18 protein-coding genes are annotated in these 18,166 nt (G+C 72.4%); 7 read left to right on the top strand and 11 right to left on the bottom strand.

The genetic code is table 11. The features are described from left to right. Window positions 1–24 precede the first annotated feature (24 nt). Entirely contained in the window at window positions 25–1,059 is a 1,035-nt protein-coding gene (locus AC156L_RS41770; RefSeq protein ID WP_330877784.1) for a saccharopine dehydrogenase family protein, read from the top strand. A gap of 42 nt (window positions 1,060–1,101) precedes the next feature. On the opposite strand, the gene lipA is transcribed toward AC156L_RS41770, so the two are convergent. The 3 genes from lipA to AC156L_RS41785 are packed head-to-tail and all read right to left on the bottom strand — an operon-like array spanning window position 1,102 to window position 3,533. Beyond that, window positions 1,102–2,106, bottom strand: coding sequence for a lipoyl synthase (lipA, locus tag AC156L_RS41775; RefSeq protein ID WP_330877814.1), 1,005 nt, complete (start codon window positions 2,104–2,106; stop codon window positions 1,102–1,104). 37 nt (window positions 2,107–2,143) lie between these two features. Continuing rightward, on the bottom strand, window positions 2,144–3,067 hold the full coding sequence (locus tag AC156L_RS41780) for an oxidoreductase (RefSeq protein WP_330877783.1): 924 nt from the start codon (window positions 3,065–3,067) through the stop codon (window positions 2,144–2,146). Between the two features lie 22 nt (window positions 3,068–3,089). After that, the gene (locus tag AC156L_RS41785; protein WP_330877813.1) at window positions 3,090–3,533 is read right to left on the bottom strand and encodes a hypothetical protein; all 444 of its coding nucleotides are present in this window, start codon (window positions 3,531–3,533) and stop codon (window positions 3,090–3,092) included. A gap of 133 nt (window positions 3,534–3,666) precedes the next feature. On the opposite strand from AC156L_RS41785, the gene AC156L_RS41790 reads away from it, so the two are divergent. The 3 genes from AC156L_RS41790 (at window position 3,667) to AC156L_RS41800 (ending at window position 5,951) form a co-directional block, all read left to right on the top strand. Continuing rightward, complete coding sequence (locus AC156L_RS41790) at window positions 3,667–4,311, top strand: TetR/AcrR family transcriptional regulator (protein ID WP_330877812.1); 645 nt, start codon at window positions 3,667–3,669, stop codon at window positions 4,309–4,311. A 26-nt stretch (window positions 4,312–4,337) separates the two neighbouring features. Next, window positions 4,338–5,264: an LLM class F420-dependent oxidoreductase gene (locus AC156L_RS41795; protein ID WP_330877782.1), complete on the top strand. Its 927-nt coding sequence runs from the start codon at window positions 4,338–4,340 to the stop codon at window positions 5,262–5,264. A 75-nt stretch (window positions 5,265–5,339) separates the two neighbouring features. Beyond that, window positions 5,340–5,951, top strand: coding sequence for a DUF8189 domain-containing protein (locus tag AC156L_RS41800; protein ID WP_330877781.1), 612 nt, complete (start codon window positions 5,340–5,342; stop codon window positions 5,949–5,951). Between the two features lie 223 nt (window positions 5,952–6,174). On the opposite strand, the gene AC156L_RS41805 is transcribed toward AC156L_RS41800, so the two are convergent. The 7 genes from AC156L_RS41805 to lpdA form a co-directional block, all read right to left on the bottom strand. Beyond that, window positions 6,175–6,657, bottom strand: a complete 483-nt coding sequence (locus tag AC156L_RS41805) for an ArsR/SmtB family transcription factor (protein WP_330877780.1) — start codon at window positions 6,655–6,657, stop codon at window positions 6,175–6,177. Next, complete coding sequence (locus AC156L_RS41810; protein WP_330877811.1) at window positions 6,654–7,661, bottom strand: serine hydrolase; 1,008 nt, start codon at window positions 7,659–7,661, stop codon at window positions 6,654–6,656. The genes AC156L_RS41805 and AC156L_RS41810 overlap by 4 nt, the downstream gene beginning before the upstream one ends. Before the next feature lie 114 nt (window positions 7,662–7,775). Continuing rightward, the gene (gene lipB / locus AC156L_RS41815) at window positions 7,776–8,519 is read right to left on the bottom strand and encodes a lipoyl(octanoyl) transferase LipB (RefSeq protein ID WP_330877779.1); all 744 of its coding nucleotides are present in this window, start codon (window positions 8,517–8,519) and stop codon (window positions 7,776–7,778) included. Then, complete coding sequence (locus tag AC156L_RS41820) at window positions 8,506–9,114, bottom strand: phosphatase PAP2 family protein (protein ID WP_330877778.1); 609 nt, start codon at window positions 9,112–9,114, stop codon at window positions 8,506–8,508. Before AC156L_RS41820 ends, lipB begins: the two co-directional genes overlap by 14 nt. After that, window positions 9,111–10,004, bottom strand: a complete 894-nt coding sequence (locus tag AC156L_RS41825) for a TIGR01777 family oxidoreductase (RefSeq protein ID WP_330877777.1) — start codon at window positions 10,002–10,004, stop codon at window positions 9,111–9,113. Before AC156L_RS41825 ends, AC156L_RS41820 begins: the two co-directional genes overlap by 4 nt. A gap of 126 nt (window positions 10,005–10,130) precedes the next feature. Beyond that, window positions 10,131–11,885 carry a 2-oxoglutarate dehydrogenase, E2 component, dihydrolipoamide succinyltransferase gene (sucB, locus tag AC156L_RS41830; RefSeq protein WP_330877776.1) on the bottom strand — a complete coding sequence of 585 codons (1,755 nt, stop codon included), beginning with the start codon at window positions 11,883–11,885 and terminating at the stop codon, window positions 10,131–10,133. 55 nt (window positions 11,886–11,940) lie between these two features. Beyond that, the gene (gene lpdA / locus AC156L_RS41835) at window positions 11,941–13,311 is read right to left on the bottom strand and encodes a dihydrolipoyl dehydrogenase (RefSeq protein ID WP_484407836.1); all 1,371 of its coding nucleotides are present in this window, start codon (window positions 13,309–13,311) and stop codon (window positions 11,941–11,943) included. 193 nt (window positions 13,312–13,504) lie between these two features. Between lpdA and AC156L_RS41840 the strand changes: the two genes are divergently transcribed. Further along, the gene (locus AC156L_RS41840; RefSeq protein ID WP_330877774.1) at window positions 13,505–13,825 is read left to right on the top strand and encodes an oxidoreductase; all 321 of its coding nucleotides are present in this window, start codon (window positions 13,505–13,507) and stop codon (window positions 13,823–13,825) included. 203 nt (window positions 13,826–14,028) lie between these two features. Here AC156L_RS41840 and AC156L_RS41845 read toward each other — a convergent pair whose 3' ends face one another. Further along, a complete protein-coding gene (locus AC156L_RS41845) occupies window positions 14,029–15,525 on the bottom strand; it encodes a leucyl aminopeptidase (protein WP_330877773.1) in 1,497 nt (498 codons plus the stop codon). A gap of 196 nt (window positions 15,526–15,721) precedes the next feature. Here AC156L_RS41845 and AC156L_RS41850 point away from each other — a divergent pair, with 196 nt between their 5' ends. Next, complete coding sequence (locus tag AC156L_RS41850; RefSeq protein WP_330877772.1) at window positions 15,722–17,032, top strand: APC family permease; 1,311 nt, start codon at window positions 15,722–15,724, stop codon at window positions 17,030–17,032. Window positions 17,033–17,048: 16 nt separating this feature from the next. Then, entirely contained in the window at window positions 17,049–18,149 is a 1,101-nt protein-coding gene (locus tag AC156L_RS41855) for a branched-chain amino acid aminotransferase (protein WP_330877771.1), read from the top strand. Window positions 18,150–18,166: the final 17 nt, after the last annotated feature.

Below are 18,166 nucleotides of genomic sequence, written 5' to 3' on the forward strand. Positions count from 1 at the left end.
CTACTCGTTGGTAGCGTCTTGTGCATGACGTGGATGCTGTACGGCGCCAACGGGTACACCGGCGAGCTGATCGCGGATCTGGCCGTGCGACGAGGCCACCGGCCCGTCCTGGCGGGACGGTCCGCGGCGAAGGTCGCCCCCCTCGCCGAGCGGCTCGGGCTGGAGCACCGGGTGTTCGGGCTGGAGGACGCCGAGCAGGCGCTCGCCGACGTCGACCTGGTCGTGCACTGCGCGGGCCCGTTCTCCGCGACGTCCGCGCCGATGGTGGACGCCTGCCTGGCGTCGGGGACGCACTACGTCGACATCACCGGCGAGATCGACGTGTTCGAGGCCGTCGCGACCCGTGACGCCGAGGCGCGCGCCGCCGGGGTTGTGCTGCTGCCCGGCGCGGGCTTCGACGTCGTGCCGACCGACTGCGTGGCGGCGATGCTCAAGGCCGAACTGCCCAGCGCGACGCACCTGGACCTCGCGTTCGCCGCGGGCGGCGGGGCGAGCCCCGGCACGACGAAGACGTCCGTCGAGGGCAGCGCGGCGGGTGGCCGGGCGCGGGTCGACGGCGAGCTGCGCCGGGTCCGGCTCGGCCACCGCAGGCGCAGCGCCGCGTTCCGGTCGGGTGCCCGCGACGTCGGGTCGATCCCGTGGGGCGACGTGAGCACGGCCTACCGGTCGACGGGCATCCCGAACATCACCACGTTCACCGTCCTGCCCGGCCTCACCGGGCACGTCCAGGCGCTGTTCGCGCCGCTGCTGCGCTCGTCGCTGGCGCAGAACGTCGGCAAGGCGCTGGCGCAGCGGGTCAGCGGCCCGGACGAGGCCCTGCGCGGCCGGACCCGCTCCGAGGTGTGGGGAGAGGCGTCGGACGCCGAGGGGCACACCGTGTCCATCGCGCTCACCACGCCCAACGGCTACGACCTCACCGCCGACGCGGTCGTCCGCGTGGTGGACCGGCTGCTCGCCGGTGACGTGCCCGCGGGGTCGCACACGCCGTCCAGCGCGTTCGGTGCGGACTTCGTGCGCACCCTGGACGGCGTGGTGGTCGACGAGCCGGTCCGGGCATAGCCGTGCCCCGGCGCGGACGCCGGGGCACGGGGTGTCGTGTGGCTAGCGGGGGGCCAGCAGCGAGCTGGCCTCCTGGGCCGCCGAACCGGCCTGGAGCAGGTGCCGCAGGTTCTCCGGCAGCTCCTCGCCGCGCTTCTCCACGGCGGTCGCGTACAGCCTGCCCGCGCGGTAGGACGAGCGCACGAGCGGTCCGGCCATCACGCCGGAGAAGCCCATGGCCTTGGCGTCGTCCGAGTGCGCGACGAACTCCTCGGGCTTCACCCAGCGCTCGACCGGGTGGTGCCGCGGCGAGGGCCGCAGGTACTGGGTGATCGTGATGATCTCGCAGCCCGCCTCGTGCAGGTCGCGCAGCGCCTGGGTGACCTCTTCCGGGGTCTCGCCCATGCCCAGGATCAGGTTCGACTTGGTGACCAGGCCGAACTCGCGGGCCTTGGTGATCACGTCGAGGGACCGCTCGTAGCGGAACGCGGGCCGGATGCGCTTGAAGATGCGCGGCACGGTCTCCACGTTGTGCGCGAGCACCTCGGGCCGGGACTCGAAGACCTCGGCCAGCTGCTCGGGCACCGCGTTGAAGTCCGGGATCAGCAGCTCGACGCCGGTGCCGGGGTTCAGCGCGTGGATCTGGTTCACGGTCTCCGCGTACAGCCACGCGCCGCCGTCGGGCAGGTCGTCGCGGGCGACACCCGTCACGGTGGAGTAGCGCAGACCCATCGCCTGGACCGACTCGGCGACCCGCCGGGGCTCGTCGCGGTCGAGGTCAGAGGGCTTGCCGGTGTCGATCTGGCAGAAGTCGCACCGCCGGGTGCACTGCTCGCCACCGATGAGGAAGGTGGCCTCGCGGTCTTCCCAGCACTCGTAGATGTTGGGGCAGCCCGCCTCTTCGCAGACCGTGTGGAGCCCTTCGCGTTTGACGAGGCCCTTGAGCTCCCGGAACTCGGGGCCCATCTTGGCCTTCGTCTTGATCCACGAGGGCTTCTTCTCGATCGGCGTCTGGCTGTTGCGGACCTCGAGCCGCAGCAGCTTCCGACCCTCTGGTACCGGCGTCACAGAGGTCACCCTACGCTCCGCGCGCGCGTGTGCGGGGTCACGCCGGATCGGGATCGACCCCGGTGAGCGTGGCCGTGAGGTCCCACAGCCGGTCGGCCGCGACCTCGTCCTTCGCGGCGCTCGACCGCGCGGCGGGCTTCGGGTGGCCGCGGGTCTCGCCCAGCCGGTCGGGTCCGAAGTAGTCGTTCTGCGCCACGCCGGGCGCCGTCGCAGCGTAGAGCTGCGGCAACACCCCCTTCTCGACGCTCTGCGTGCCCACCGCGTCCCACATCCGCACGATCTTGTCGAGCACGGCGCTGCCCTGGGCCTTGGCGTGGTTCAGGCCGAGGTTCGTGCGGGTCAGGCCGGGGTGGGCTGCGACGGAGGTCACGTCCAGGCCCGCGGCCACCAGGTGCCTGGCCAGGGCGTTCGCGAACAGCAGGTTCGCGAGCTTCGACTGGCCGTAGGCGGGCCACGCCGAGTAGCGGCGGGCCTCGAAGTTCGGGTCGGCGACCTGGAACCCGCCCATCCGGTGCCCGAGGCTCGACAGCGTCACGACCCGCGCGCCCGCTCGGGTGCGCAGCGCGGGCATCAGCAGCCACGTGAGGGCGGCGTGCCCGAGGTGGTTGGTGCCGAACTGGGTCTCGAAGTGGTCGACGGTCCAGCCGCGCGGGGTGGCCATCACGCCCGCGTTGTTCATCAGCACGTCGACCGCGTCACCGGTCCGCTCGCGGACGTCCGCGGCGGCGGTCCGCACGGACGACAGGTCGGCCAGGTCGAGCGCCACGAGTTCGGCCTCACCACCGCTCGCGCGGACCCGCCGGAGCGCCTCGGCGCCCCGTTCGGGGGAACGGCAGGCCATGAGCACCCGAGCGCCCCTGGCGGCCAGCACCTCGGCCGAGCGCAGTCCCAGGCCCGAGTTCGCGCCGGTGACCACGACGGTGCGGCCGGTCTGGTCGGGGATGTCGGCTTCGGTCCACATGGCTCCACCTAACCAAGGTCGTTCAGGTGCGGCTGAGCAGCCTGCTCCCCGACGTTCGCGCGGCGGGCTCCGAGCGGATCAGGTCGAGGAACGCGGCGCCGATCCTCGCGACCTCGGTCGGGGGTTCGGACATCTCGGCGAGACCGGAGGTCAGCGCCAGCAGGCGCTCCTCGCGCTCGACGGCCGCGGGGTCGGTCAGGTGGGAGTCCAGCACGGAGCGCAGCACGGGCTGCTCGGCGCGCAGGGCGCGCCAGGTCCTCAGCACGGCGTCGGCGCGGTCGTCGGCGTCGGCCAGCGCGACGCCCAGGCGGCCGGTGAGCTGCTGGAGCCAGCGGTGGTGCAGCGCGAGCAGCAGCTCGTCGGCGGTCCCGAACACGGTGCGGTCGAACTCCAGCGGGCCCGCCGGGTCGCGCCGCAGCACGGCGTCCAGGGCGTCGCGCCGTCGGTAGAAGTCGTTCCAGCCCATCGTCACGCCTCCTCTCGTGGGGTGGCCGGGGTCATACTCGCAGTTTTTCGCATACCGCCGGTATGACCGCGTGAGGCCAACATACCATCGGTACGTACCGGCGGTATGTCGTACGGTTGTGAGCGTGGTGACAATCGGTTCGAGGCGGGTCGAGTACTCGGAGTCCACGCGGCAGGCGCTCGTGGACAACGCGGTGGAGCTGTTCACCAAGCGCGGCTACGCGGGCACGTCGCTCGACGAGGTCACCAAGCGCGCGAGGGTCACCAAGGGCGCGCTGTACCACCACTTCAGCGGCAAGCAGGCCCTGTTCGAAGCGGCCTTCGACGCCGTGGAGAACAAGTTCATGCGCCGCCTGTCGGAGATCGTCTCCGCCCCCGGCGACCCGTGGGAGACGGCCATCGCGGGCCTGCGCGCCTACGTCCGGGTCTGCCTGGAGCCCTCCTACCAGCGGATCGTCATCCACGAGGCCCCGGTCGTGATGGGCTGGGAGCGCTGGCGCGAGGCCGAGGAGCACTTCAGCTACGGCCTGCTGCGCACCGCCATCGAGCTGCTGGTCGACTCCGGCGAGATCGAGGACGTGCCGGTCGAGACCACCGCGCGCCTGCTGTTCGGCTCGCTGTCGGCGGGCGCCAGCACGATCGCGGCGGCGTCGGACCCGAAGAAGGCCAGCGCCGAGGTCGAGTGGACGATCGTGCGCGTCGTCGAGGGCCTGCGGGTGCGCGACGGGGAGCCCGCGCCGGTCCCGGTCCGCGGTCGCTCGCGGTCCCGGCGGCACTAGTTCGCTCGGCGTACTACTTTGGCGTGGTGGAACTCCGGATCTTCACCGAGCCCCAGCAAGGGGCCACCTACGACGACCTGCTGCGCGTCGCGCGGACCGCCGAGGACGCGGGCTACGACGCGTTCTTCCGCTCCGACCACTACCTCGCGATGGGGGACGGCGACGGGCTGCCCGGCCCCACGGACGCCTGGACCACGCTGGCGGGCCTGGCCCGCGAGACGTCCCGCATCCGGCTCGGCACGCTGATGACGGCCGCCACCTTCCGCCACCCCGGCCCGCTCGCGATCACCGTCGCCCAGGTGGACCAGATGTCCGGCGGCCGGGTCGAGTTCGGCTTCGGCACGGGCTGGTTCGAGGCCGAGCACAGCGCCTACGGCATCCCGTTCCCGCCGGTCGGGGAGCGGTTCGACCGCTACGCCGAGCAGTTGGAGGTCATCACCGGCCTCTGGGCGGCCGAGGGCCCGTACTCCTTCGAGGGCGAGCACCACCGGCTCGTGGACGCGCCCGCGCTGCCCAAGCCCGTCCAGTCGCCCCTGCCGGTGCTCATCGGCGGTGTCGGGGCGAAGCGCACCCCCGCGCTGGCCGCCCGGTTCGCGACCGAGTTCAACCTGCCGTTCCAGGGCCACGACGTGGCCAACCGGCAGTTCACCCGCGTCGTCGAGGCCTGCGTCGAGATCGGCCGCGACCCCGCCGAGGTGATCCGCTCCGCCGCGCTGGTGCTGTGCGTCGGGCGCGACGACGCCGAGGTGGCGAGGCGGGCCGCGGCCATCGGCCGAGAGGTCGACGAGCTGCGCGCCAACGGCATCGCGGGCACGCCGGCGGAAGCCGTCGAACGGCTCTCGGAGTGGCGGGAGAAGACCGGCGTCGACCGCGTCTACCTCCAGGTCCTGGACCTCGCCGACCTCGACCACGTCGAACTCGTCGCCGCCGAGGTCGCCCCGGCGCTGGCTTGAAGGTCGCTTTGAGATTCCTCCAAGGTCCGGTCCCTAGCGTCGAGCACGACGCAGGTCCGGACCTCGGGAGAACACGTGACGAACGCGGCCAAGCTCGGCTCGACCCTGCTGGGGATGACCGTCCTGGCCGCGCTCGCCACACCCGCCTCCGCCGATCCCGCCTACCTGCCGGGCAGCGCTGAGGGGTTCTCGCGCGGGGCGGACGGCGCGGTGCTGCACACGTACCGCACCGGGACGGGGTGGACGCCGTGGGCGCGGGTGGGCGACCAGCGGGTGCTCGGCACGCCCAGCGGCGTCCACCAGCCGGGCACCCGGTCGACGGAGGTCTTCGCCCGCGGCACCGACGGCCGACTGGTGCACGCCGACAACTCCGGCTCGGGCTGGTCGCCGTGGACGGCCATCGGCGACCAGCGCCTCGACGGCGACCCGCTGGCCGTGCACCAGCCGAACACCGGCACGACCGAGGTGTTCGCGCGCGGTGCCGACGGCAGGCTGGTCCACACCGACGACTCGGCGGGGGAGTGGGCGCCGTGGACGGCCATCGGCGACTGGACGGTCACCGGGGCGCTGACGCCGGTGACGGACGCGGGCACGGGCGCCACCGAGGTCCTCGCCCGCACGACCGACGGCCGAGTCGTCCGGGTGGAGAACGCGGCGGGCGGCTGGGCGATCTGGTCGGTGGGCTAGTCGCCCGCGCTCCCGCACCGGCGCAGGCCCCTGGAGACACCCGATGAAGGCGAACGGCGCCTCGATCCACACCGCGCCCAGCGCCCCGGCGAACCGGGTCTCCTGGTACCGCACGGGTTTGACCATGTCCAGCGCGACGAGTCCGCTGTGGATCCGGAACGACGCGCGGAAGTCCACCCTCCCGAGCGGACGCCGTCACCCCCTCGTCCCACAGCGAAAATCCCTATCTCAGCTGACCTGCGACGTCGGACGCGGCGGTGAGCAGCACCAGCACGGGCACGGTGGCGGCGGTCCTCAGCCGGTAGCTGCCGCGCTTGTCCTGCTCCACCACGCCGGAGGACGTGAGCGACTTCAGGTGGTGGTAGAGCTGGCCCGTCGACCCGAGCCCGGCGGCCTCCTGCAACGCCGATCCGGGCTGCGGGCCGTCCACGAGCAGGGAGCGCACGATGCCCACGCGCACGGGGTGGGCCAGGGCGGCGAGCACGTCGATCGGGCCGCGGTCCGGCAGGCCGAGCACGCGCTCGGCCCGCACGTCGATCTGCCACCGCACCTCGCCGCCACCGAGCGTCACGAGGCCGCGGTAGGCGATCGTGCCGCCGCCGTCCTCGCTCCGGGGGATCTCGACGGTCTCCCGGTCGTCGCCCTCCAGCGCGGCGACGCGCTCTTCCAACTCGGCCAGCCTCCGCGCCACGTCCACCGTGGTCATCCTACGACTGAGTCCCGCAGTTCTCGCAGTGCCGCCGGGTCGAGGAGCGAGGTGAGCGTCAGGTCGACCAGGGCACCGGCCTGAGTGGACATCGGCTCGTCGACCTCGTCGGCGAGCAGCACGGCGGTGCCGATCCGCCCGTCCTCCCACCGCACGGTGAACGCCAGCGTCAGCACGCCCGGCAGCGAACCGCCCTTGAACCCGATGGCCCGCACGCCCTCGGGCAGCGAGCCCGCGTAGGCGCGTTCCAGGTGGACCCTGGCGGCGGGGAACCTCCCGCCCGCGATGGAGCGGTGCAGGCGGTGCAGGTGCGCCGCGGAGCCGTGCCACGTCCGCCTCGCCCACGGCCGCTGGGCGTCGTAGGTGGCGGGGGTGTGCGGGAACCGGCCGATGACCTCCAGCTGGAAGTTCGTGTCGGTCAGCAGCCGCGCGGCCAGCTCGTCGCCCACGCGCTTGCGGTGCGCGGGGTTCGCGGGCGCGCGCTCGGGGAGGATGAGCATCAGCACCTCGCCCGAGATGGACCGCGTGTCCGGCGACGGCCACCCGCAGCGCAGCGCCGCCGCGCGCAGGGAGGCGTCACCGACCCGGTTGCGCACGAAGTCCGACGCGGCGTTGTCGCTGTGCAGCAGGGCGACCTTCACGAGGTCGTCCAGCGGGACGAGCCGGTCGGGGTCGTCGGCGGTGAGGCCGTTGGAGAACGGGATCCGCAGGTCGGTCAGCGCGGCCTGGTGCGCGCCACCGTCGAGGCCGAGGTAGTAGGCCTCCCAGTCGCCGACGCGCACCTGCTCGTCCGGCTGGACGCGACCCCGCTCGACGGCGAGCGCGTAGCCCGCCGCGTGCACGGCCTTCACGGCCGATGCCAGGAGGTGCTCCTGGTGGGGCCGATGGCTCAACCGGCCTCCGCGTCCGTCGTCGACGACTACTCCGACGTGGTCGCGATGTCCGGAGATCCAGCCGAGCCACCCTTTCGGCTCTGCCGCCGCCCGCCCTGCACCGATCACCATCGAGGCACCCGCCACCCCCGCGGCGGTGAGCGCCTGTCGTCGGGTCAAGAGCACGACAATTCCCCCTCTGGTAGTCCGTAATTACGGAATACTAGAGGAGCGGGGTCGGCCTTGTCAGCCCGTCCGAACGGCGAAGGTGATCCCGGCGGCGTTCGGCCCACCGCGTTCCACCACCCGGTCGGTCAGCGGGAGGCTGCCGTCCAGGGCGGCCAGCACGGCGTCGCGCGCCATCGGCAGCACCTCGGCCACCGTCACGTCCCGGTCCAGCTCCTGCGACAGGGACGCGACGCCGGCGTCCCTGATGCCGCACGGGATGATGTCGCCGAACGGGGCCAGGTCGGCGTTGCAGTTGATCTCGAAACCGTGCATCGTCACGCCGCGCTGCACGCGGATGCCGATCGCGGCGATCTTGCGCTCCGGACCCCGGTCGTCCGCCGCCAGCCACACGCCGCTGCGCCCGTCGACCCGACCCGTGGGCACCCCGAGCTGGTCGCACACGTGGATCAGCGCCTGCTCCAGCCTGCGCACGTACTGCACGACGTCCATGGGCTCGGTCAGCTCCACGATGGGGTAGCCGACGAGCTGGCCCGGACCGTGCCAGGTGATCTTCCCACCGCGGTCGACGTCGATGACCGGGATGGTGCTCTTCACGGGCCGGTCGGCCTCTTCGGTGCGGCGGCCGCAGGTGTAGACGGGGTGGTGCTCCAGCAGCAGGAGCGTGTCGCCGACCGTGCCGTCGGCACGGGCGTTGGCGAGGTCGCGTTGCAGGTCCCAGGCGGCCACGTAGTCGATGGTGCCCAGCTCACGCACGTCGAAGGGGTGGTTCGAGGTGCGGCAGGAGACGTCAGATCCGGTCACGGTCCGAGGTTACTCCGGGTCTCACCAGTCCCAGGGCGAGTCCGGCGAGCAACCCGACACCGACCACGGCCGACACGGCTCCCGCGGTGTCGGTGAACCAGTGCATCCGCAGCACGACCCGGCTCGCCGCCGTCAGCACCACGGCCGTCACCGCCAGCACGACGACCGTCCGCAGCCACCGGTGGGCCAGCCAGGAGCACGCCACGACCGAGGTGAACGCGAGCGCGGTCACCGCGGTCACGTGCCCGCTCGGGTAGCTCCACTTCGGGAAGTCGATCGGCCGCACCCGCCGGTAGGCGTAGCGCACCAGCACCGTGGCCCAGCACAGCCCGAGCAGCACGGCGATCCGGAACAGCAGCGGGTCCCTCGCCAGCCACGACCGCACGGCCAGCCCCAGCAGCGTGATGGTCGCGAGGCCGGGGCTGAGCACGAAGCTGATCCACTCCGCGACGAACGTCAGCGGACGGGTGTGCAGCGGCGCGTAGCCGTTGAGCCGGGCGTCCAGCGCGGGCACCTCGTCGCGCACGAGCACCCCGAGCGCGGTCGACATCCCCACGAGCAGCAGACCGACGAGGGCGAGGCGGAGCGCGCTCAACCGTTCACCGCTGCCGACACCGCCGCTCCGAGCGCGGGGTGCAGGAAGTGGAAGCCGTTGCGCTCCAGCACCTTCGGCACGGCCCGCTGGCCCGCGAGGATCCCCTCCTCCGCCAGTTCGCCGAGCGCGGCCTTCAGCACGAATCCGGGCACGATCCACGGCGTCGGCCGGTGCAGCACGTGGCCGATGGTGCGGGTGAACTCCGCGTTCGTCACGGGGCTCGGCGCGGTCAGGTTGATCGGGCCCGCCACCGCGGCGTGCTCGACGGCGAAGCGGATCGCGGAGATCGCGTCGTCCAGGGAGATCCACGGCATGTACTGGGTGCCGTCGCCGAGCCTGCCGCCGAGGAAGAACGAGAACAGCGGCTTGATCCGGCCGAACAGGCCGCCGGAGGGGCCGATCACCAGACCGGTGCGGAGCTTCACCACGCGCACTCCGGGCGCCTGGTCGGCGACCGCCGCGGCAGCCTCCCACTCGCGGCACAGGTCCGCCAGGAACCCGGTGCCCGGCCCGCGCGTCTCGTCCACCACGGCGTCGCCGGTGTCGCCGTAGAACCCGATCGCCGAGGCGTTCACCAGCGTCGGCACCCCGTGCTCCACGACGGCGGCGGCCAGCACCTCGGTCGGCACGCTCCGGCTGTCGCGCAGCACCTGCTTGCGGGCGTCGTTCCAGCGCTTGTCCGCCACGCCCGCGCCGCACAGGTTCACCACGGCGTCCACACCGTCGAGCGCGCCGTCGTCGACCCGGCCCGCGGGCGGGTCCCAGCCCCGCTCGTCGGGGGCCTTCGGTGTGCGCCGCACCAGCCGGAGCACCTCGTGCCCCTCGCCGCGCAGCGCCGCCACCAGACTGGTTCCGATCATCCCGGACGAACCGGCGATCACGACGCGCATGGGTTGATCGTCTCCCAAGGGTGGGGTTCGTGCACGGCAGGGGGCGTTTTCCCAGACGGGGACAGGTGGCGACAGCAAGAGCCCCCCGGTGCCGACACCGCACCGGGGGGCTCTCGACGAGCGGTACTACAGGCCGAGGTCGGCCTCGAACGCGCCTTCTTCCAGGCGGTTCTTGATGGTGGTGAGGAAACGACCGGCGTCGGCCCCGTCCACCAGGCGGTGGTCGTAGGTCAGCGCCAGGTACGCCATCGAGCGGATGGCGATGTTGTCGTCGCCGTTCTCGTCGGTGATCACCACGGGGCGCTTCTTGACCACGCCGACGCCCAGGATGCCGACCTGCGGCTGCTGGATGATCGGGGTGTCGAAGAGCGCGCCGTTGCTGCCCAGGTTCGTCAGCGAGAAGGTGCCGCCGGACAGCTCGTCCGGGGTGACCTTGTTCGCACGGGTGCGGGCGGCGAGGTCGGCGATGTTGTGCGCCAGACCGGCCAGGTTGAGGTCACCGGCGTTGTGGATGACCGCGTTGAGCAGGCCGCGCTCGGTGTCCACCGCGATGCCGAGGTGCTCGGCGCCGTAGTAGGTGACCTCCTTGGCCTCCTCGTTGATCGAGGCGTTCAGCTTCGGGTGCTGCTTGAGCGCCTCGACGGTGGCCTTCGCGAAGAACGGCAGGAACGTGAGCTTGACGCCCTCGCGCTGCTCGAACGCCGACTTGGCGCGGGTGCGCAGCCGGGCGATCTTGGTCACGTCGACCTCGAACACCTGGGTGAGCTGCGCCGACATCTGGAGCGACTCGCGGGTGCGCTGCGCGACGATCTGGCGCAGGCGCGGGAGCTTCTGCGTGCTGCCCCGCAGACCGCTCTGGTCGGCCTTGGCCGGAGCCGCGGCGCGGGCGGGAGCGGCGGCGGCCGGAGCCGGAGCGGCGGGCGCGGGAGCCGGGGCCTTCTTGGCCTCGACCGCGGCCAGCACGTCCTGCTTGCGGATGCGGCCACCGACACCGGTGCCCGTCAGCGAGTTCAGGTCGATGCCGTTCTCCGACGCCAGCTTGCGGACCAGCGGCGTCACGTACGGGGTGCCGTTGGACGACTCCTCGGACGAGGACGACGCGGCCGGAGCCGGGGCCGACTGGGCCGGAGCCGGTGCGGCTGCGGGGGCCGGAGCAGCCTTGGGAGCCTCCTGCTCGGGGGCTTCCTGCTGCTTCGGGGCCTCCTGCTTCGGCGCCTCGGGAGCGGGCGTCGGGGCCGGTGCGGAGGACTGCGCCGGGGAACCGGAGCCGACCACGGCCAGCTGGCCGCCGACCTCGACGGTCGAGTCCTCGGCCGCGGTGATCTCCAGCACGGTGCCCGCCACGGGCGACGGGATCTCGGTGTCGACCTTGTCGGTGGACACCTCCAGCAGCGGCTCGTCGACCTCGACCGAGTCGCCGACCTGCTTGAGCCAGCGGGTGACGGTGCCCTCGGTGACGGACTCGCCGAGAGCGGGCATGACGACCGGGGTGCCGCCGCCGGAGCCGCTGGACGGCGCGGGCGCCTCCTGCTGCTCCTGCGCCGGGGCCTCGGCCTCGGGTTCCGGCGCCTGCTCGGGCTCGGGCTCGGACTCGGGCTGGGCTTCCTCGGCGGGCGCGGCGGGAGCGGACTCGCCACCACCGGCACCGTCGCCGATCACCGCCAGTTCGGCGCCGACCTCGACGGTCTCGTCCTCCTGGGCGACGATCTTCTGCAGCACCCCGGCGGCGGGCGACGGGATCTCGGTGTCGACCTTGTCGGTCGAGACCTCCAGCAAGGGCTCGTCGACCTCGACCCGGTCACCCTCCTGCTTCAACCAGCGGGTGACCGTGCCCTCGGTGACGCTCTCGCCGAGTGCGGGCATTTGGACGGAGAAGGCCATCGTTCGCTGACTCCTCGTGCTTGAGTTGCAGGTTCGGCTGACTTGTTTGCGACGGTCAGCCGTGCACGTGCAGCGGCTTGCCGGCCAAGGCGAGGAAGGCCTCGCCGAGGGATTCTGTCTGGGTCGGGTGGGCGTGGATCAGGGGAGCCACGTCCTCCGGGAAAGCCTCCCAGCTGTAGATCAGCTGGGCCTCACCGATCAGCTCGCCGACGCGCTCGCCCACCAGGGTGATGCCGACGACCGGGCCGTCGGGCGCCTTCACGAGCTTGACGCCACCGGCGGTCTTGAGGATCTGGCTCTTGCCGTTGCCCGCCAGGTCGTAGACGAAGGTCTCGACCGTGCCGTACTTCTCCTTGGCCGCGGCCTCGGAGAGGCCGACCGAGGCGACCTCGGGCTTGCAGTACGTGACGCGGGGGATGCCCGCCTCGTCGATGACCTTCGGGTTGTGCCCCGCGATCTCCTCGGCGACGAAGATGCCCTGCTGGAAGCCGCGGTGCGCGAGCTGGAGGCCGGGCACGAAGTCGCCGACGGCGTACACGTTCGGCAGGTTGGTGCGCAGGCGCTCGTCGGTGGTGACGAAGCCGCGGTCGGTGGCGACGCCCGCCTCCTCGTAGCCGTGGCCCGCGCTGTTCGGGCCGCGACCGACGGCCACCAGCAGCAGGTCGGCGTCGATGACGTCGCCGGACTCCAGCGACACCGAGACACCGGAGTCGGTCTGGGTGGCGCCGGTGAACCGGACGCCGGTCTTGAACTTGATCCCGCGCTTGCGGAAGGCGCGTTCGAGCTGCTTGGAGGCGTACTCGTCCTCGGCCGGGACCAGTCGCGGCAGCGCCTCGACGATGGTCACCTCGGAGCCGAACGAGCGCCACACGCTGGCGAACTCCACACCGATGACGCCGCCGCCGAGGACGACGACCCTCTCCGGGATGAAGTCCAGGTTGAGCGCCTGGTCGCTGGTGATGACCCGGCCGCCGATCTCCAGACCGGGCAGGCTCTTGGCGTACGAACCGGTCGCGAGGACCACGTTCTTGCCGGTGTAGCGCTCGCCGTTCACCACGACGGTGTTCGGCCCGACGAACGTGCCCGCGCCCTCGACCAGGGTGACCTTGTTGGCCTTGGCCAGACCCTGCAAGCCCTTGTAGAGCTTGCTGATCACGCCGTCCTTGTACGAGTTGACGCCCGCGATGTCGATGCCCTCGAGCGAGCTCTTGATGCCGAACTGGTCGCCCTCGCGGACGTTGTCGGCGACCTCGGCCGCGTGCAGCAGGGCCTTCGTCGGGATGCAGCCGCGGTGCAGGCAGGTCCCCCCGAGCTTGTCCTTCTCGACCAGGACGACGGACAGACCGAGCTCAGCCGCGCGGAACGCGCAGGCGTAGCCGCCTGAGCCGCCGCCGAGGATGACGAGGTCGGCGGAGGTGTCGGTCACTTCGAACTCCTCGACAGTGGTGGAACACGCCTTGCATCCGCGCGGGTGCGCGCGGGTACTCAAGTCATCTTGTCACTAGCTTGGAGCAAGCGGCGACGGGGCCTCGATCGGGTGTCCCTTCGGGACGATTTTGCCGCCTGCTTCACAGGCCTGCCGGCACCATGGTGCGACAGGTCTCGTAGGAGGTGGCCCCGTGGGGCTCTTAGATCGTTTCCGCAGGAAGCCCAAGCCGGGAGTGCTGCGCACCGCGTCGTCGAACGACACCGGGCACCTGGAGGAGTGGGCGGCGGCGCGCCACGGCGTCGAGGCGTTCGTCGAGCCCAAGACCACCGTGACGGAAACCACCGTGGTGTTGGTCGCACACGACGGCGAGTGGACCCGCAGGCGGATCGACGGCACGGACGGCGCGAAGAAGTTCGCCCGGAAACTGGGTATGCCCATTTACGACGCGGGCATCGTGGGCTACCCGCAGCGCATGCGCGATTACACGGCCAGGCAGAAAAAGCGGCCGTGACACGGCCGCGACTTCGTCGCGGCGGCTCGGCCGCCTGAAGTCGGCACGTCGGAACCGCATTTTTTTCGAGCCGGGCGGGGACTTCGTCACCGCCCGGCTCAAAAAAAAGGGAATCGACCTACCGGCGCGGCCTCGCGTGGCGGGCGGGTGGGGGAAATGTGAAAGGCCCCCGCTGCTCAGCGGGGGCCTTTCACGTTCTGTTACTAGCCGTGTGCGGCGATGTCCGCCAGGACGGCCGCGAGCGTGCGCACGGGGACGCCGGTGCTGCCCTTGGTGGTGTAGCCGGTGGGGCCACCGGAGTGCCAGGACGGGCCCGCGATGTCGAGGTGCGCCCACTGGACGCCCTCGGTGACGAACTCGCGCAGGAAGATGCCCGCGGCGAGCATGCCGCCCCAGCGGTGGCCCATCACGTTGGCCAGGTCGGCGAGGCGGGAGTCGAGGTCGGCCCGCAGCTCCTCGGGGAGCGGCATGGCCCACGCGTTCTCGCCGACCGCGCGGCCGGTGGCGGCGACGCGGTCGCGGAACTCGTCGGAGCCCATGACGCCCGTGGTCTTCTTGCCGAGCGCGACGACGGCCGCGCCGGTCAGCGTGGACGCCTCGATCAGGTAGTCCGGGTTGTCCTCGCAGGCGCGCGCGATGGCGTCGGAGAGGATCAGGCGGCCCTCGGCGTCGGTGTTGAGCACCTCGACGGTCTTGCCGCCGTACATGGTCAGGACGTCGCCGGGCCGGTAGGCCGTGCCGGACGGCATGTTCTCCGCCATCGGCACCCACGCGGTGATCTCCAGCGGGTACTTGAGCTTCGCGGCGAGCACCACCGTCGCGACGATCGCGGCGGCGCCGCCCATGTCGGAGGTCATCTCGTCCATGCCCGCGGCGGGCTTGATGGAGATGCCGCCGGTGTCGAACGTGATGCCCTTGCCGACCAGCGCGACCTTCTTCGTCGCCTTGGGACCGGTGTAGGTCAGGCGCACCAGGCGCGGCGGGCGGGACGAGCCCATGCCGACGCCGAGGATGCCGCCGTAGCCCGCCTTGCGCAGGGCCTTCTCGTCGAACACCTCGACGTCGAGGCCCGCGTCCCGGCCGAGCGCGGCGGCGCGGTCGGCGAACGAGGCCGGGAACATGTCGTTCGGCGGCGTGTTCACCAGGTCGCGCGTGGTCGTGACGGCCTCGGCGATGGCCGTGGACGCCTTGAGCGCGGCGCGGTGCGCCTTCAGCGTGCCGGTGGCCGGGACGGCCAGGTCGAGCCTGCCGAGCGGGCCGTCGCCCGCCTCGGACTTGTACGCGGTGAAGCCGTAGCCGCCGAGCAGCGCGCCCTCGACGGTGGCGCCGAGGTGGACGGCGGACAGCGTTGTCACGGCCCGCTTGCGGCCGGTCAGCGCGCGGGCGGCCGCACCCGCGGCGCGGCGGACCTGCTCCTCGGTGAGGGCGCCGCCCGCGTCGGGCTTGCCGAGGCCGACCGCGATCAGCAGGGGCGCGGCCAGCTTGCCGAGCGTCGGCAGCTTCACGACCTCCTCGGCCTTGCCCTTGGCGCCGAGGGTGTCGAGCAGGGCGACCAGCCCGCCCTCGAACGCGGCGTCGACGGCGGCGGCGCCGTCGGCCAGCGCGAGGCCGTCCGGACCCTGCACCGTGCCCACCACCACGACATCCGCGGCAAGGGTGGTGAGGTCACTGTCAGTAAGCGCCAGTTTCGGCCCTGTCACGTGGTGCTCCTTGGCGATTCCTCCCGGCACTGCTGATCTGTGCGGCGGGAACGAGGATGGATGCTGATGGATGCTAAAGGTCTGGCGACCTCGACTGTCCACGGCACCATCGATTGCGGCGAGTAACAATTAACACGATCGTGGGACCGTCGTAGGGCGGTTACGGTTCTTGCGGGGAATCTGCCAGTGTGTAGCCGTGACGGAATCGCCTCAGGGCCGCTCGGCGGTGCCGACGGCCCTGGTGCTCGGACTCACGTCGACCACGGGCGCGGGCATCTTCCTCGGGCTCGCCCCGGCGGCGTCCGTCGCGGGCCGCTGGCTCCTCCCGGCGGTCGTGGTCGCCGCGCTGGCCGCCCTCTGCAGCGCCCTCTCGACCGCCGACCAGTCGCGCGCCCACCCCGCCGCCGAAGGCGGCCACGCCCACATCCGCGACCAGCTCGGCCCGTGGCCCGCCCGGCTCGGCGCGAGCGCCTACCTGCTGGGCCGCGCGGGCATCGCCGCCGCGCTGGCGGGCACGGCCGCCGCCTACGCCTTCCCGGAGAACCGGGCGCTCGTCGCGCTGCTCGTGCTCGTCTGCGCCGGAGTGCTCAGCGCCACGGGCGTGCGCTGGAGCCGCACCGCGCTCTGGCTCGTCGGCGCGACCGTCCTCGCCGTGCTCGCGCTCGTCGTGGTCACCTGCTTCGGCGTCGCACCGCCCCAGGCCGCCGCGCCGCCGCCCGCCGACGAGGGCTTCACGTCCTTCATGGCCGTGGCCGCGATCATGTTCGTCGCGTTCTCCGGCTTCGAGCGGATCACCGCGCCGCCGCACGGCGACCCCGTGCACTCCGCCAGGACGCTGCGGCTGGCGATCCCGCTGCTCGTCGCGGTCACGCTCGTCACCACCCTCGCCGTCGCCGCCGCCGTGCGGTACCAGCTCGGCTCCGCCCGGCTCGCCCTGTCGCCCGCCCCGCTGCGCGACGCTCTCCTCGCCGCGGACGGCGGCTGGCTCGTGCCGCTCGTCCAGGTCGGCGCGGTGGTCGCGGCGCTGGCGGTGCTCACGCCCGTCCTCGGCGGCATGCGGCGCGCGCTCGGCAGCCTCGCGTCGACCGGCGACCTGCCCGTCCGGCTCGCCCCCCGCGGCGACGGCCGGGCACCGCTGCTCGACCTGCTCGGCGGACTGGCCGTCGTCGTGGTGCTGCTGCTCGCCCCGCCCGCCACGGCCCTCGCGATCGGCGCGTGCGGCACCCTGTTCTACTACGCGTTCACGAACGCCTCGGCACGCCTGCTGCTGCACGAGGACCGGACGTGGCCGATGCGCACCGCCTGCCTCGGGCTCGGGCTGTCGGTCCTGCTGGCGATGAGCGCACCGGTCGCCGCCCTGCTCACGACGGCCGTGGTCATGCTGGTGGGAACCGGTGCGCTGGGGCTGGGAGCCCTGGTCGGAGCCCGGCGGAGGCGCGACCAGCTCCCGCCGCGGGAAAGTCGGACGTCCGATTCTCGGGATGGCGATTTTCTGATGCAAGAGTAGGGATTATCGTCTACCCATGACGACAGCGCCGCCTTTCACCGTGACCTCGAACCCGCAGCCGGCCACCCCGGAACGCGTAGCGGAGGTACTGGCGAGGCCGGGCTTCGGCCAGCACTTCACCGACCACATGGTGACGATCCGCTGGGACCGGGCGCGGGGCTGGCACTCCCCGGCCGTCGAGCCCTACCACTCGCTGGAACTCGATCCCGCCTCCATGGTCCTGCACTACGGCCAGGCGATCTTCGAGGGCCTCAAGGCGTACCGCAGGCCGGACGGCTCCATCGCGTCGTTCCGCCCCGAGGCGAACGCGGCCCGCTTCCGCCTGTCCGCGCAGCGCATCGCCATGCCGGAGCTGCCGGACGAGCTGTTCCTGGAGTCCATCCGCCGGCTGGTCGCCGTCGACGAGCGCTGGGTGCCCTCCGCCGCGGAGGAGTCCCTCTACCTGCGCCCGTTCATGATCTCCAGCGAGGTCGGCCTCGGCGTTCGGCCCGCGAGCGAGTACCTCTACGCGCTCATCGCGTCCCCGGCGGGCTCGTACTTCTCCGGCGGCGTGAAGCCGGTGAGCGTCTGGCTGTCGACCGAGTACGTCCGGGCGGCCCCCGGCGGCACGGGCGCGGCCAAGTTCGCGGGCAACTACGCCGCCTCCCTGGTCGCGCAGGCGCAGGCCGCCGAGAAGGGCTGCGACCAGGTCGTGTGGCTCGACGCGGTGGAGCGCCGCTGGGTCGAGGAGATGGGCGGGATGAACCTGTTCTTCGTCCTCGGCTCCGGCTCGACCGCCCGCGTCGTCACGCCCGAGCTGACCGGCACGCTGCTGCCCGGCATCACCCGCGACTCGCTGCTGCGGATGGCGGCCGACCTCGGCCTCCCGGTCGAGGAGCGGCGCATCTCCACCGAGGAGTGGGAGAAGAAGGCCGAGTCCGGCGAGCTGACCGAGGTGTTCGCCTGCGGCACCGCCGCCGTGATCACGCCCGTCGGCCACGTGAAGCACGCGGACGGCGAGTTCAGCGTCTCCGGCGGCGAGACCGGCGAGGTGACCAAGAAGCTGCGCGAACGGCTGACGGGGTTGCAGCACGGCACCGTCGAGGACGTGCACGGCTGGATGACGACGCTCGTCTGAGCACCGGTGGGGGCCTC

Source organism: Umezawaea sp., assembly GCF_057122925.1.

Coding starts and splice junctions, on each gene's coding strand:
- AC156L_RS41825 (WP_330877777.1), bottom strand. CDS start 10,004: ATGCGCGTCGTGATCGCCGGTTCGTCCGGGATGATCGGAACCAGTCTG.
- AC156L_RS41810 (WP_330877811.1), bottom strand. CDS start 7,661: ATGGTGATCGGTGCAGGGCGGGCGGCGGCAGAGCCGAAAGGGTGGCTC.
- sucB (WP_330877776.1), bottom strand. CDS start 11,885: ATGGCCTTCTCCGTCCAAATGCCCGCACTCGGCGAGAGCGTCACCGAG.
- AC156L_RS41785 (WP_330877813.1), bottom strand. CDS start 3,533: ATGGGCTGGAACGACTTCTACCGACGGCGCGACGCCCTGGACGCCGTG.
- AC156L_RS41855 (WP_330877771.1), top strand. CDS start 17,049: ATGACGACAGCGCCGCCTTTCACCGTGACCTCGAACCCGCAGCCGGCC.
- AC156L_RS41770 (WP_330877784.1), top strand. CDS start 25: ATGACGTGGATGCTGTACGGCGCCAACGGGTACACCGGCGAGCTGATC.
- AC156L_RS41805 (WP_330877780.1), bottom strand. CDS start 6,657: ATGACCACGGTGGACGTGGCGCGGAGGCTGGCCGAGTTGGAAGAGCGC.
- AC156L_RS41780 (WP_330877783.1), bottom strand. CDS start 3,067: ATGTGGACCGAAGCCGACATCCCCGACCAGACCGGCCGCACCGTCGTG.